A 13,206-nucleotide genomic window follows, 5' to 3' on the forward strand; every position below is an offset into this window, starting at 1 on the left:
CTCGTCGGTTATGAGCTAACTGCCCCGTAGCCGCCGTCGCCCAATCCCGCACCGGTCCGCTTACTCTGGCCGCATTCACTACGGAGATCCCGGAGAACATTGTGCGCATTCACCACTCGATGATCAGTCTTGTCGGCAATACCCCATTGGTGAAGCTCAACAGCGTGACCGAGGGCATTCAGGCGACGGTCCTGGCCAAGGTCGAGTACTTCAACCCCGGCGGCTCGGTGAAGGACCGCATCGCCGTGCGCATGATCGAGGCGGCGGAGGAGAGCGGGGCGCTGCTGCCCGGGGGCACCATCGTGGAGCCGACCAGCGGAAATACTGGTGTGGGACTGGCGATCGTGGCCCAGCAGAAGGGCTACAAGTGCATCTTCGTCTGCCCGGACAAGGTCTCCACGGACAAGATCAACGTACTGCGGGCGTACGGCGCCGAGGTCGTGGTCTGCCCTACCGCCGTGGATCCGGAACATCCAGATTCGTACTACAACGTCTCCGACCGGCTGGTGCAGGAGACCCCGGGGGCCTGGAAGCCCGACCAGTACTCCAACCCCAACAATCCGCGTTCGCACTATGAGACCACCGGTCCCGAACTGTGGGAACAGACCGAGGGAAAGATCACCCATTTCGTCGCGGGCGTCGGCACGGGCGGCACGATCTCCGGCACCGGCCGCTACCTCAAGGACGTCAGCGACGGCTCCGTCGCGGTGATCGGCGCCGACCCCGAGGGCTCGGTCTACAGCGGCGGTTCCGGCCGCCCCTACCTGGTCGAGGGCGTCGGTGAGGACTTCTGGCCCACCGCCTACGACCGGACGGTGACCGATGAGATCGTCGCCGTGTCCGACAAGGACTCCTTCCAGATGACCCGCCGCCTCGCGAAGGAGGAGGGACTCCTCGTGGGCGGCTCCTGCGGCATGGCGGTCGTGGCGGCACTACGGGTCGCCGAGCGCCTCGGGCCCGACGACGTGGTGGTCGTCCTCCTCCCCGACAGCGGACGCGGATATCTGAGCAAGATCTTCAACGACGAGTGGATGGCCGACTACGGCTTCCTGGAGGGCTCCGGCCCTTCCGCGTCCGTCGGTGACGTGCTGCGCCACAAGGAGGGGGGAAAGATCCCCAGCCTGGTGCATATGCACCCGGAGGAGACCGTGGGCGACGCGATCGAGGTGCTCCGCGAGTACGGCGTGTCCCAGATGCCGATCGTGAAGCCGGGCGCGGGCCACCCCGATGTGATGGCGGCCGAGGTCATCGGCTCGGTGGTGGAGCGCGAACTCCTCGGCGCCCTCTACACCGAGCGCGCCACCCTCAGCGACCCGCTGGAGAAGCACATGAGTGCACCCCTGCCGCAGGTCGGATCGGGTGAGCCCGTGGCCGACCTGATGAGCGTGCTCAGCGACACCGCGCATGCGGCGGACGCAGCGATCGTGCTGGTGGAGGGCAAGCCCAAGGGAGTGGTGAGCCGCCAGGACCTGCTGGCGTTCCTCGCCAACGGCGCCAACTGACGACCGGCTGAGGACGGTCCCGTACTCCCATGCTCCCTTGAGGGCCGGGGCGACCTGACCGGAGGGGCGGCGCTCCGGCGGCACCTGCGGCCGGTGGGGTACGGGCACCGTGCCGGATGCGGTTGCGGATGCGGGACCGTGCCCGGCACGGTCTGGTCCGGTCGCGGGGCCACGATTCGGCACGCGGGTGTCACATCGGGGCAGCATCCGCTTAACACGCGTCGTGCACAGTGGTGCTTCACGGACGGCGTCGTGAACCGGAGCGGCTCCCGGCTCGATGGCGTCTAAGGACACAGGCCCGGCCCTCACTCGGGCCCGTGTCCCCCGCGGGGACCGCTGCCGTCCCGGCCCTCGGCCGGCGGCCGAGGGGTTGCGGCGGCCCCCGCGTCAGCCGTACGTACGTCCGTGGAGCGGTGGTGTGACCTCCGGGTGCCCGGAGGTCACTCCTCCCACTCGGAGTGCCCCTCGTCCCGCCGGCTCTTGCGGGAACGGGAGAAGCCTCCCGACGCATGGACGACGTTCACGCCCACGATCCCGGTCCACGTCACGATCAGCCCGGGCAGATCGGCGTTCACCACACCGATCGCGGACAGCGGAATCGCCAGGATCATGGTGATGATGCCGAAACCGAACCGCTCCCCGAAGTTGGGGTCGGCCGGTTGCTGGGGCGGGCGGGTCCCGCGCGCCACTGCCATCTGCTGCTCGGCCAACTGTCGTCGCACGCGGCGGTCCACCGTTCCGTCGAGGCGCTGCTCGACCTTGTCCAGAAACGACTCGACGAGCGCTGATTCGTATTCTTCCCCCAGCTCGCGGCGGGCGTGCAAGGTGGCGTCGAGCTCCTTCTTGAGCTCAGGGTCGCGGGCTTCCATACTCCCTCACGCTACGGGGACGGATCGCCCGCGTCAGTGGGGCTACCCCCACTGTTTCGGCGCCCCGACCATCCCGAGCGGCCGGAACCCGGCCGTGGTGTGCCGCCCTGACCGATGATGAGACCGTCAGGGTCCGGCTCCCCGACCACACCGCACACGACCACGGACCCAAGGAGTGCAGAGGCGATGACAGGCGCGACGAAGAGGACGGCATGAGCGACACCCCCGCCACCCGGCTACAGGAGCTGTTCGAGGGGCATCGACTCACCCCCACCCAGCGGCGCATCGCCCACCACATGGTGCGCCGCGCCGCCGACGTGCCCTTCCTCTCCAGTGTGGAACTCGCCGAACTGGCCGGCGTCAGCCAGCCGTCCGTCACCCGCTTCGCCGTCGCCCTCGGCTTCGACGGCTACCCGGCACTGCGCCGGCACCTGCGCGAGATCACCCCACCCGGGCGCACGGTCGCCACCACGGCCGATGACACGCCCAACGAGTACCAGCAGGCCGTCCAGGCCGAGATCGAGAACCTGCGCCAACTCTCCGACCTGCTCGCCGACCCGAAACCCGTCGAACGCGCGGGCAGACTCCTCGCCGCCTCCCGGCCCCTTCCCGTCCTCGGTCTGCGCGCGGCTTCCGCACAGGCCCACGGCTTCGCCTACTTCGCGAGCAAGGTCCACCCGGATGTGCGCCTGCTGGACCAGGCCGGCAGTCTGCTCGCCGACCGCATCGACTCCTCCCTGCGCGCGGGCGCCGACGTCCTGCTCTGCTTCGCACTACCCCGCCACCCCAAGGAGGTCGTGGAAGCACTCGCGTACGCGCGCTCCCGCGGGCTGACGGTGGTCACGATCGCCGACTCCCCGTTCGCCCCGGTCGCCGAACACAGCGACCTGCTCATCCCGGCGGCGGTCGGCACGGGCTTCTCCTTCGACACGGCCTGCGCCCCGATGCTGCTCGGCCGGGTGCTGCTGGAAGCGATGTGCGACGCACTGCCCGATGCCCAGTCCCGGCTGGAGGACTTCGACGCCCGCGCCGCGGCCCGGGGCCTCTTCGCGGAGTGACGAGCCGTCGGGACGATTCTCAGACGGCCCTCAGAAAACGGCGCTAATCTCCGCGGGACGTTCACCTCACGACGCCCCACAGGTCGCGCTCGACCACGGCGTACGACGGTGGCGAACACATCGACGGACGGAGTGTGGAAGTGGGGCGCGGGGCGCAATCACTGGCGAGGGTCGCCGTGGTCGTACGGGCAGGGGCAGCACCCCTGTGGTGGTCGGGACTGATCGCCGCGGGCATCGGCGTACTGCTGCCCGGTCTGACGGGACGCCGCATCGGCGTCCTGTCCGGGGCCGCCCTCTTTCTGATCGCGGCGGTCGTGACGGCCCTGCTACGCCGCAGGCGCTACGTCCACTTCGCCGACACCGCCACCCGAGCAGGACGCACCGACATCCTCCAGGACCGCCGGGTGACCCTGCGGAACTGGCGCCGTGCCCATCGGTGGCACGGCGCGGTGGCGGTGGTCGCAGCCATCGTCAGTTCCTTCGCGCTACCGGCGGCCGGTGGTCTGCTGCTCGCCGGGGCGGGCGCAGGGCTGTGGGCCAAGGCGCTCTGGCTCGGCCGGCGCGAACAGGACGCGGAGCAGTTGTTGTGGCTGCGCACCGACTGGGCGAAGGCAGGCCCGGTGGGCAAGCCGGTCAAGGGCTTCCGTACGACGGGGATCGCCGCCGGGGACGCCGCGCCCGGTGGGGCGCGGCGTCGCTGAGCGCCGTCCGGGGCCTGGGCCCGGACGGCTTCGGTCCGCTGCCGGGCCGGTCAGATCTCCAACTCGGCCTCGATCTTCTTCAGCTGGTGGCGTGCCATCGCCAGGTTGGAGCGGTTCTTGTCGAGCGCCAGGTACAGGAAGAGTCCGTCGGTGCCGCGCCCGCGCAGCAGTCGGATCAGGTGGTACTGGGTGCCCAGGGTGATGAGGATGTCCTCGATGCCGTCCTTGAGCCCCAACTGCTCCATCGTGCGGACCTTGGCGCGCACCACGTCGGTGTTGCCCGCGGCGGCCACCTGGAGGTCGAGGTCCTTGCCGCCGCCTATCGTCCCGAGCGCCATTCCGCTGGTGTAGTCGACGAGGGCGGCGCCCAGGGCGCCTTCGATGAGGGTGGTCGCTTCCTTGAGGGCGGCTTCGGTGTTGGCCATGTGCTGTGTGCTTCCTTCCGGTGTTCGTTGGTACTGCTCGTGATGCGGGGCGGTGATCCGTCGACGGCTCGAACCGTGCGGCGTGCGCCCTGGGTGCTGATGGGTCGGGGAGGGGCGGGTGGAGGGGATCGGTCAGGTGGCCTCCGGCCGTTCGAGGGCGCCGAGGGCGTCGTCGACCAGATCGCCGATGCGGGCACCGGCACGTCGGGCCTCCAGATGGAGCCGGCCCACGTTGACCCGCGGGCCGGCCAGCAGCGCGAGCACCGCCGAGGGACCGGCTCCGTAGATCGCCGTGTAGCCGAGTTCGCCACGGATCAGGAGTTCACGGAAGCCGCCCCGGCCGCCGACCGCGGTGAGGTGCGATGCGGGGCCGAGGACGGAGAGGGTCAACGACACCAGTCGGTCGGTGTGTTCCTTGGACTCCTCCGGTGCGCGTCCGGTGTCCGATGCCAGCACCACGCCGTCCGTGCTGATCGCGAGGGCTCCCGCCAGCTGAGGCATCCGGACCCGCAGGCGCCGCAGTTCGGCGAGGACGTCGGCCTCGGTCGTCATCAGCTGTCTCCTTTCGGCACGGAGCCGTGTGGCGCGCCTCATGAGGTCCGACGAGGGGCCTGGCGGACGTTCGGCGAGGTCACCGCGGGGCCTCCAGCGCTTCACGGATACGGCGGAGCAGGGCACTGTCCGGGGCGGGCGGCGGCTCGTGCGCCGTGGCCGCCGAGAGCTCCTTCGGCCGCACCGCACCTTCCGCGGGCGGCGGTGGTCGTACTCCCGCCCCCGGGACACCGGCCGATGCGTCGATCAACCCTTCGGCGGCGAGTCTGCGCACTTCGACGAGGGTGTTGAAGGCGGGGCGCCCCAACTCCCGCGCGATGGTGGGTGGTGTGCGCACGCCGTCGGCGAGGTCCAGGAGCGGACGGCGGTGGGGGCTGATGGCCCGTCCGTGGTTCGGGCGTCGCCGTACGGGCGCGGTGTCCACTTCGGGATGGGGCCAGATGGAGTTCAGCAGCCGGACCCGACGCATCGATTCGCGTTCGACCGCGCCGGGGGACACCGGTCGTACGGGGCCCAGCCAGTGGGTGACCCCGTAGCGGAACCTGGTTGCCCCACTGCGGGTGGCAAGGGTGAAGAAGGCCGCGTCGAAGAGGGCGCCGAGATGGCAGATCTCCAGTTCACCGGCGGTGATGACGCCGCTGTCGACGAGTTGGCGGGCGACCTGGCACCGGGCACCCGCCTCGGCTATCGCGTCCTCCCAGTCGGTGGCGCGGAGTCGGCCGCTGGCGGCGGTCAGCACGTCCAGTCCGGGGGCGGCGGCTGCTTCGGCATGGACCACCTGGCCGTCGACGAGGTAGAGCGCCCCGTGGTCCCGGATCAGTACGCCGGTGGCGCGCTCATCGGTGAGCCGGCGGAGCATGGGCGAGACGACCGAGAGCCTGTTGCTCATCCGAGCACCAGCCGTTCGGCCAGGTCGCGCATGCGGATGCGGGCCAGGGCCAGATTGCCCAGGTCGCGATCGAGCCAGAGGTGGAGGCACACGGTGCTGTCGAAGGCCGTGTCCACGAAACGAACCATGTGATAGCCGGTACGGGTGGTGAGGATGAGGTCTTCCACCAGTGGGCCGTCGTCCGGGGCGGGTCGGGGGAGCGGGACCGTTGGGGATCCCTCCGCCCCTTCTGCTGTCGCCTCTGACGGCGGGGGCTCACCCTCGGTCGGTGCGGTCGGTGCGGTCGGTGCGGTCGGTGCGGTCGGTGCGGTCGGTGCGGTCGGTGCGGTCGGGGTTGCGGCGAAGGCCGCGAACTCTGTGCTGAGCCTCGCCAGTTCGCTGGTCTCTGCCGCGGTGCTCTCGTGGTCGCCACCTGCCGCTTCGCCCACGCTACCGAGCGCCAACCCGCTGGCCCAGTCGACGACGGAGGCGCCGCGTGCGCCTGGCACCAGCATGGCTTCCAGTAGGCACTCGTCTATTCCAGGCACGTGGACTCCTCCTTTCCCGCCCAGGTGTTCCGCGCACTGATGTACGGCGGCGGTGACCGGGAGGCTACGCTATGTGGTGGCTCCAGATGAAAGAACTTTCATTTTTCGCCGACTTTGATCGAAAGTTGCATGAACTCGGTAAGATTCGCGCACCACATGATCATGTTTCTGGGTTTTGTATCTTTCTGTACTGGATGTGCGGTTTGTCAACCTCCGTTGGTATGAGGTGTAGTTGCCTCCACCACCGATACGAGCCGAGCGCGCGCCGCAGCGCACTTCCAACGGTCGAGCGCCCCCGCCTCACGCCACCGAAACGGGACCTCCCCCGGGCGCGGTTCTCGTAGGACCTCCGGGCGTTGGAAGAGGGGCCCGGTGTTCACCGGACCCCTCTTCCGAGCCGTGACCAGTCGTTCACTGTGTCCCGGCTGTCATGCACCCACCTCGCCGCGTGCCTTCAGTACAGCCTTGTTCAGCACCCACAGGGCGATGCCGATGGCCAGCAGCACGCCCGCCCGGATGTAGACCTCGGCGTCCCGGTCGGCCAGCGGGCTGGCCAGCACCAGCGCGGTCAGTGCGCCGAGCACGGGAAGCGCCGTGGGGGTGCGGAAGTGCCGGTGCGCGACCCGGTCCCGACGCAGTACCAGGACCGCGATGTTGACCACCGCGAACACGCACAGCAGCAGGAACGCCGTGGTGTCGCTGAGCCCCTCGATCTCCCCGGTGGTGACCAGTCCGATCGCGAGCACCGACACGAACACGATGCCGACCACGGGGGTGCACCGACCGGGGAGCACCTTGCCCATGGCGCGCGGCAGGATGCCCTCGTTGGCCAGTCCGTAGCACAGCCGCGAAGCCATCATGATGTTGATGAGCGCGGAGTTGGTGACGGCGAACAGGGCGATCAGCGCGAAGAGTTTGGGCGGGAAGTCCACCCCGCCGGCCTTGACCACTTCCAGCAGGGGGCCGCTGGAGCCCGCCAGGGTGCGGTGGTCGACCAGGAGCGAGGAGACCAGCGCCACCAAAACGTAGATGGTTCCGGTGACGGCGACCCCGATGAAGATCGCACGGGGGAAGGTGCGGATCGGATCCTTCGTCTCCTCGGCCATGTTCACCGAGTCCTCGAAGCCCACGAAGGCGAAGAATCCCAATGCCGTCGCCCCCAACACACTGGTGATCAGCGCGTATCCGGTGCCCGACGCTTCGAACTCGGTGAGGCGGGACGCATCGCCGTCGCCCGAGAACACCGCCCACGCACCGATGCCCAGGATGATGGCCAACCCGCTGAGTTCGACGATCGTCAGCACCACATTGGCCTTCACCGACTCCGACACACCGCGCAGATTGAGCGCGGCGAGGGCCAGGATGAAGAGGATCGCGATGAGGGTGGCCGGGACGGCGTCGGTGAACTCCAGGAAGTAGTCACCGCTGAACGCCCGTGCCGCGGCACTGGCCGACGCCAGGCCCGAACACATCACCAGGAACGCCACGATGAAGGTGATGAACGGGACCTTGAACGCCTTCTGCGTGTAGAGCGCGGCACCCGCCGCCTTGGGGTACTTGCCGACCAACTCGACGTACGAGGCCGCGGTGAGCACGGCGACGACGAACCCGATGAGGAACGGGAGCCAGAGGGCGCCGCCGACCTTGCCGGCGACCTTGCCGGTCGTGGCGTAGATCCCGGTGCCGAGGATGTCGCCGATCACGAACAGGATGAGCAGCTTCGGCCCGATGGCCCGCTTCAGCGGGCCGTCGCCGTCCGGAACCTCTTCGGCTCTGGCGGTTTCGGATGCGGTGGTCATGGGCCTCTCTCTCGATCTCCTGGTGCGGTGTGGGAGGAGGTCTGCCCCCGAAGTGGGGCCTGATGCCTGGGGGATGTGCAGCTTCTGCGTTCGTTGTGTACCCCTCTTGCCCGGGAGGATCCGGGGATGTGCGGTTCCCGATGTGCCGACGAAGGCACCGTACGAACGCGAGTCGGGCACGGCCTGGTATCGGTTCTTCCGGCAACGCCCGGAGCGGGTGGGTTGCGGGGGGTTCGTGGGCTTGCGGCGGGCTGCCACACTCCTGTCGTGATGCGATTCCGATTCGAACTGCGACCGTTGGCGGACGTCCGGCCGTGGGGCGGGGAGAAACCCTCGCTGCACTGGTTCGGGCTGACGGACGGCTGGTACTGGATCGAGGTGGGCGGTCATCAACTGCTGCGCTACTCGGATCGCACGCTGCACCGGTGGGCGGCGAAGTTCGGTGCGGAGCGGCCGTTCCCGTACGCCGACTACTACGTCGCCCGTCTCTGGGAGGACCTGTTGGAGATGGTCCCCACGGTGTTGGAGCCGATCCCCGACGATCTGGTCGGCTTTGTGACCCGGGACAGGGACGACTGGCCGCGCGGTGAGCACACGCCGCAGGCCGAGGCGGCCGAGCAGTGGCACGCCGAGCGCTCGATCGACCTGGGACCCCTCCGCAATCCTCCGCACGTCCGCTGGTGGCGGACGATCACCGAGGACGGCGATCTCGTCACCGTCGACTGGACGCACCGGCCGGATGTCGAGATCGAGTTCAGTTGCCCGTTGATGGGGCGGGTCGAGGTGCCTACCAGCGTGTTCATCGATGCGGTCACCACGTTCGATCGGGCGCTGCTGGCGGCCATGGACCAGCGCATCACCGCTCTGGAGACCACCGGGCCGCCGGCCGGGGTCGCCGTGGACGTGCGCCAGTTGCGTCAGGAGCAGCAGGAGCGGGCGCGTCGGCTGGGGCTGGCGAGGGCCCGTGAGGTGGTCACCGACGCGAACGCGGTGAGGCTCGGAGCCAGGGAGCTGCTCGGTGGCCGTGCGGGAGGTCCCCGGCAGGTCAAGGCGGACGAGATCCGCTGAGAACGGTCGGCGCGGGTGCCCCCGGGGCAGGGGTCAGACCGTGCCGTACCCCTGCTCGACCGCCGTTGCCACGTCCGCCAGGTCCCGGGCGATCGTCTTCGCCACGGCCTTGGCACCGATCGCCCCGAAGACCCTGGCGAGCAGCCCGCTCATCCCCGGGGGCGGCACCGCCGTGAACGTCATCCGCACCTGTGTCCGATCGGTGCCCGTCTCGCTCAGGACGAACTCCGATGTGTAGTGCGCCCCTTGGGAGTCGGCCTCCACGACGAATCGACGCGGTGGCTCGCTGGTCGTCACATACATCTCTTCCGTGGCCTGCCTGCCCAAGACACGGCGGGTCTCCCGCCAGCGCGTTCCCACGCGGAAGGGGCCGGAGGACAGCACTTCGACCGAGTCCACCCCGCTGAGGACGGCCGGTGCCCGCTCCAGGTCCGTCAGCGTGCGCCAGACCCGCTCTGCGGGAGCCGCGATCCGGCGCTCCACGACCACGCTTCTGTTCGCCATGACTCCAGGAAAGCAGCCGGGGGTGACAATCGCCCCCGGAGGGACACCGACGGATGCCGAGCCCCCGCGGGTGACCGGCCGTGCCCGTGCCGTCGGCGCAGGCCGCCTCCGCCCGGTGGCGGCGGCGACCCGTCGTGCCGGCCTGTGGACACTCCCTAGAGCAGCGCCCCCGCGAGCCCCCCGCCCGACTCGGCCACGATCTCCGCCATGGTCTGCGGCGCCCGTACCAGCGAGAAGCGGACCTTGTCGGTCTCGTCCCCGTCCACCGCATAGCCGTGCACCCCGACCCGGGGCAGGCTGTTGTAGCCGTAGTGGTTGGAGAAGTAGTAGGCGCCCGTGTCCAGGGCTGCCACCACATCGCCCGGCTCCAGCAGCGGCAGTGGCCGTCCCGCCGCGAGCAGATCGCCGGCGAAGCAGGCGGGCCCCGCCACGTCCTGCACCACCGGCTCGCCCTCCTTGGGCAGCCCCTCGCCGTCGTACGCGGCGATCCGCAGCGGCCATGACGCCGGGTCGTAGACGGTACGGGTGGCCACCTGCACCCCGGCGTGCGTGACGGCGATCGGCCGGGAGCCGGAGACCTTCGTGTACTCGACCCTGGCCAGGAAGAGGCCGTTCTTGGCGAGCAGGGAGCGGCCGAACTCGGTCACCAGCCCGTACCGCCCGTCCAGCAGCCCGGGCACCTGCTCCTTGAGCAGCTGGGCGTACTGGGAGTAGGTCGGTGCCGTCTCGTCGGATGCGAAGTTGACGGGGAGCCCGCCGCCGATGTCGATGGTGGTGATCTGCTGCCGTCCGGCCGCCGCGTTGACCTCTTCGGCGAGGCCGTAGACCTCGCGCACGCCGTCGATCATCCGGGCCAGCGGTATGCCCTGCGAGCCGGAGTGGGTGTGCAGTCGGGTCAGCCAGGGCCGGTCGAGGTAGGCCCGTACGACCGATGCGCGGGCGCCCTCGTCGCGGAGTGCGACACCGAACTTCGAGGTTGCGGTGGCGGTGGACAGGGCCTCGATGGAACCGCCGCCGACCTGCGGGTTGACCCGGATGCCGAGCGGTGAGGAGGTGTTCGCGACCAGGGCGTCGAGCCGGGCCAGCTCCTGGGGGTTGTCCGCGTTGACCGCGATGCCGAGCGCGAGGGCCTCCGTCAGTTCGGCCGGTGTCTTGGCGGGGGAGTCGAGGACGATGCGTTCGGCCGGTACCCCGGCCGCGCGGGCCAGGGCCAGCTCTCCGGGGCTCGCCACCTCCGCGCCGATGCCCTCGTCGTTCAACAGCGCGAGCACGGGGACGAGCGGTGCGGCCTTGACCGCGAACGCGTGCAGTACGGGGGCGTCGGTCACGGCCGCGAACGCGGCGCGCAGAGCGGTCGCGGACGCTCGGATCCCTGCGGTGTCGAGGAGGGCGACCACCGGTGTTTCCTCGGTGAGGAGCCCCTGTTGGATGGCGGCACGTACGGCGTGGTGACGACGGTCAACAGTCATTGCAATAGCCAATCATTCGGGTCGACCCCGGCGCATCTGTTGACTAGAGATATTCATTTAGTCAGGATGTGAATAACGAACATCACGGTGGCCGTCGAGGCCATGAGGAGGCTCGCTCCATGTCAGCACCTTCGAGGCCCGGACCGCCCCCGTCGGGTCCCCGCCCGGTCAGGGCCCCGCGCGGTACGGAACTGAGCACCCTGGGCTGGCAGCAGGAAGCCGCCCTCCGGATGCTCCAGAACAACCTCGACCCCGAGGTCGCCGAACACCCCGACCAACTCGTCGTCTACGGCGGCACCGGCAAGGCGGCCCGCGACTGGCGCTCCTTCGACGCCATGGTTCGCACGCTGCAAACCCTCAAGCAGGACGAGACGATGCTCGTCCAGTCCGGCCGGCCGGTCGGCGTGATGCAGACCCACGAATGGGCCCCGCGCGTACTGATCGCCAACTCCAACCTGGTCGGCGACTGGGCCAACTGGGAGGAGTTCCGTCGCCTCGAAGCCCTCGGGCTGACCATGTACGGACAGATGACGGCCGGCTCCTGGATCTACATCGGCACCCAGGGCATCCTCCAGGGCACCTACGAGACCTTCGCCGCCGTCGCCGCCAAGCGCTTCGGCGGCACCCTGGCCGGCACCATCACCCTCACCGCCGGCCTCGGCGGGATGGGCGGCGCCCAGCCGCTCGCCGTCACCATGAACGACGGCGTGGCGATCTGCATCGACTGCGACCCGCGCGCCATCGAGCGCCGCATCGAACACCGCTACCTGGACACCCGCGCCGACTCCCTGGAACACGCACTCCAGCTCGCCACCGAAGCACGGGACGCCCGCCGCCCGCTGTCCATCGGCGTCCTCGGCAACGCGGCCGAACTGCTGCCGCAACTGCTCGCCATGGGTGCGCCCATCGACATCGTCACCGACCAGACCTCCGCCCACGACCCGCTGGCCTACCTCCCGCTCGGCGTCCCCTTCGATGAGATGGCGTCCTACGCGGCCGAGAAACCGGCCGACTTCACTCTCAGGGCCCGGGAGTCGATGGCCCGCCACGTCGAAGCCATGGTCGGCTTCCAGGACGCGGGCGCCGAGGTCTTCGACTACGGAAACTCCATCCGCGGCGAAGCCCAACTTGCCGGCTATGAGAGGGCGTTCGCCTTCCCCGGCTTCGTACCCGCGTACATCCGCCCGCTGTTCACCGAGGGCAAGGGGCCCTTCCGCTGGGCAGCGCTCTCCGGCGACCCCGCCGACATCGCCAAGACCGACCGCGCCATGCTCGAACTCTTCCCCGAGAACGAGTCCCTGCGCCGCTGGATCACCCTCGCCGGGGAGCGTGTCCACTTCCAGGGCCTGCCCGCCCGCATCTGCTGGCTCGGCTACGGCGAACGCGACCGTGCGGGCGAACGCTTCAACGACATGGTCGCCAGCGGAGAGTTGGCCGCACCCCTGGCCATCGGCCGCGACCACCTCGACTGCGGCTCGGTCGCCTCCCCCTACCGGGAGACGGAGGCCATGCTCGACGGCTCCGACGCCATCGCCGACTGGCCGCTCCTGAACGCCATGGTCAATGTGGCCTCCGGTGCCTCCTGGGTCTCCATCCACCACGGCGGGGGCGTCGGCATGGGCCGCTCCCTCCACGCCGGTCAGGTCACGGTCGCCGACGGCACCGCACTCGCGGGCGAGAAGGTCCGCCGGGTGCTCACCAACGATCCCGGGATGGGCGTCATCCGCCATGTGGACGCCGGGTACGACACCGCCGAAGCGGTCGCCGACGCCCGAGGGGTCCGCATCCCCATGCGGGAGGGCGAGTGACCGCCCCCGCCCCCCAGTCGAGTTCCTTCCACACG

The 13,206-nt window shown here is 69.7% G+C and carries 13 protein-coding genes; 5 read left to right on the forward strand and 8 right to left on the reverse strand.

What is annotated here, in order from left to right; genetic code table 11:
- Positions 1-101: 101 nt before the first annotated feature.
- A complete protein-coding gene (locus tag ABZ348_RS22860) occupies positions 102-1,502 on the forward strand; it encodes a cystathionine beta-synthase (RefSeq protein WP_358935834.1) in 1,401 nt (466 codons plus the stop codon).
- Positions 1,503-1,942: 440 nt separating this feature from the next.
- On the opposite strand, the gene ABZ348_RS22865 is transcribed toward ABZ348_RS22860, so the two are convergent.
- Positions 1,943-2,371 carry a hypothetical protein gene (locus ABZ348_RS22865; protein ID WP_358935836.1) on the reverse strand — a complete coding sequence of 143 codons (429 nt, stop codon included), beginning with the start codon at positions 2,369-2,371 and terminating at the stop codon, positions 1,943-1,945.
- A 212-nt stretch (positions 2,372-2,583) separates the two neighbouring features.
- On the opposite strand from ABZ348_RS22865, the gene ABZ348_RS22870 reads away from it, so the two are divergent.
- Together ABZ348_RS22870 and ABZ348_RS22875 are read left to right on the forward strand one after the other, a co-directional pair.
- Positions 2,584-3,429: a MurR/RpiR family transcriptional regulator gene (locus tag ABZ348_RS22870; protein WP_358935838.1), complete on the forward strand. Its 846-nt coding sequence runs from the start codon at positions 2,584-2,586 to the stop codon at positions 3,427-3,429.
- A gap of 140 nt (positions 3,430-3,569) precedes the next feature.
- Positions 3,570-4,130: a hypothetical protein gene (locus ABZ348_RS22875; protein ID WP_358935840.1), complete on the forward strand. Its 561-nt coding sequence runs from the start codon at positions 3,570-3,572 to the stop codon at positions 4,128-4,130.
- Positions 4,131-4,180: 50 nt separating this feature from the next.
- Here ABZ348_RS22875 and ABZ348_RS22880 read toward each other — a convergent pair whose 3' ends face one another.
- The 5 genes from ABZ348_RS22880 to ABZ348_RS22900 all read right to left on the reverse strand — a co-directional run bounded on the left by ABZ348_RS22880 (position 4,181) and on the right by ABZ348_RS22900 (position 8,322).
- Positions 4,181-4,555: a hypothetical protein gene (locus ABZ348_RS22880; RefSeq protein WP_358935842.1), complete on the reverse strand. Its 375-nt coding sequence runs from the start codon at positions 4,553-4,555 to the stop codon at positions 4,181-4,183.
- 132 nt (positions 4,556-4,687) lie between these two features.
- A complete protein-coding gene (locus tag ABZ348_RS22885) occupies positions 4,688-5,107 on the reverse strand; it encodes a roadblock/LC7 domain-containing protein (protein ID WP_358935844.1) in 420 nt (139 codons plus the stop codon).
- Between the two features lie 79 nt (positions 5,108-5,186).
- Complete coding sequence (locus ABZ348_RS22890) at positions 5,187-5,996, reverse strand: transcriptional regulator (protein ID WP_358935846.1); 810 nt, start codon at positions 5,994-5,996, stop codon at positions 5,187-5,189.
- On the reverse strand, positions 5,993-6,523 hold the full coding sequence (locus tag ABZ348_RS22895; protein WP_358935848.1) for a hypothetical protein: 531 nt from the start codon (positions 6,521-6,523) through the stop codon (positions 5,993-5,995). Before ABZ348_RS22895 ends, ABZ348_RS22890 begins: the two co-directional genes overlap by 4 nt.
- A gap of 428 nt (positions 6,524-6,951) precedes the next feature.
- Entirely contained in the window at positions 6,952-8,322 is a 1,371-nt protein-coding gene (locus ABZ348_RS22900; RefSeq protein WP_358935849.1) for an APC family permease, read from the reverse strand.
- A 270-nt stretch (positions 8,323-8,592) separates the two neighbouring features.
- On the opposite strand from ABZ348_RS22900, the gene ABZ348_RS22905 reads away from it, so the two are divergent.
- A complete protein-coding gene (locus ABZ348_RS22905; RefSeq protein WP_358935969.1) occupies positions 8,593-9,390 on the forward strand; it encodes a DUF5984 family protein in 798 nt (265 codons plus the stop codon).
- Between the two features lie 33 nt (positions 9,391-9,423).
- On the opposite strand, the gene ABZ348_RS22910 is transcribed toward ABZ348_RS22905, so the two are convergent.
- Both ABZ348_RS22910 and ABZ348_RS22915 read right to left on the reverse strand, forming a co-directional pair.
- Positions 9,424-9,894 (reverse strand): SRPBCC family protein, encoded by a 471-nt coding sequence (locus tag ABZ348_RS22910; protein WP_358935851.1) that lies wholly within the window; start codon positions 9,892-9,894, stop codon positions 9,424-9,426.
- A 155-nt stretch (positions 9,895-10,049) separates the two neighbouring features.
- Entirely contained in the window at positions 10,050-11,363 is a 1,314-nt protein-coding gene (locus tag ABZ348_RS22915) for a diaminopimelate decarboxylase (protein WP_358935853.1), read from the reverse strand.
- 119 nt (positions 11,364-11,482) lie between these two features.
- On the opposite strand from ABZ348_RS22915, the gene hutU reads away from it, so the two are divergent.
- On the forward strand, positions 11,483-13,171 hold the full coding sequence (gene hutU / locus ABZ348_RS22920) for a urocanate hydratase (protein WP_358935855.1): 1,689 nt from the start codon (positions 11,483-11,485) through the stop codon (positions 13,169-13,171).
- Positions 13,172-13,206 lie beyond the last annotated feature (35 nt).

The sequence above is a fragment of the Streptomyces sp. NPDC005963 genome, assembly GCF_040638655.1.
In the GTDB taxonomy this organism is placed as follows: domain Bacteria; phylum Actinomycetota; class Actinomycetes; order Streptomycetales; family Streptomycetaceae; genus Streptomyces.

Excerpts from the sequence above, each read along its gene's own strand:
- ABZ348_RS22865 (WP_358935836.1), bottom strand. The coding sequence starts at position 2,371 with ATGGAAGCCCGCGACCCTGAGCTCAAGAAGGAGCTCGACGCCACCTTG.
- ABZ348_RS22870 (WP_358935838.1), top strand. The coding sequence starts at position 2,584 with ATGAGCGACACCCCCGCCACCCGGCTACAGGAGCTGTTCGAGGGGCAT.
- ABZ348_RS22880 (WP_358935842.1), bottom strand. The coding sequence starts at position 4,555 with ATGGCCAACACCGAAGCCGCCCTCAAGGAAGCGACCACCCTCATCGAA.
- ABZ348_RS22885 (WP_358935844.1), bottom strand. The coding sequence starts at position 5,107 with ATGACGACCGAGGCCGACGTCCTCGCCGAACTGCGGCGCCTGCGGGTC.
- ABZ348_RS22890 (WP_358935846.1), bottom strand. The coding sequence starts at position 5,996 with ATGAGCAACAGGCTCTCGGTCGTCTCGCCCATGCTCCGCCGGCTCACC.
- ABZ348_RS22900 (WP_358935849.1), bottom strand. The coding sequence starts at position 8,322 with ATGACCACCGCATCCGAAACCGCCAGAGCCGAAGAGGTTCCGGACGGC.
- ABZ348_RS22905 (WP_358935969.1), top strand. The coding sequence starts at position 8,593 with ATGCGATTCCGATTCGAACTGCGACCGTTGGCGGACGTCCGGCCGTGG.
- ABZ348_RS22910 (WP_358935851.1), bottom strand. The coding sequence starts at position 9,894 with ATGGCGAACAGAAGCGTGGTCGTGGAGCGCCGGATCGCGGCTCCCGCA.
- ABZ348_RS22915 (WP_358935853.1), bottom strand. The coding sequence starts at position 11,363 with ATGACTGTTGACCGTCGTCACCACGCCGTACGTGCCGCCATCCAACAG.
- hutU (WP_358935855.1), top strand. The coding sequence starts at position 11,483 with ATGTCAGCACCTTCGAGGCCCGGACCGCCCCCGTCGGGTCCCCGCCCG.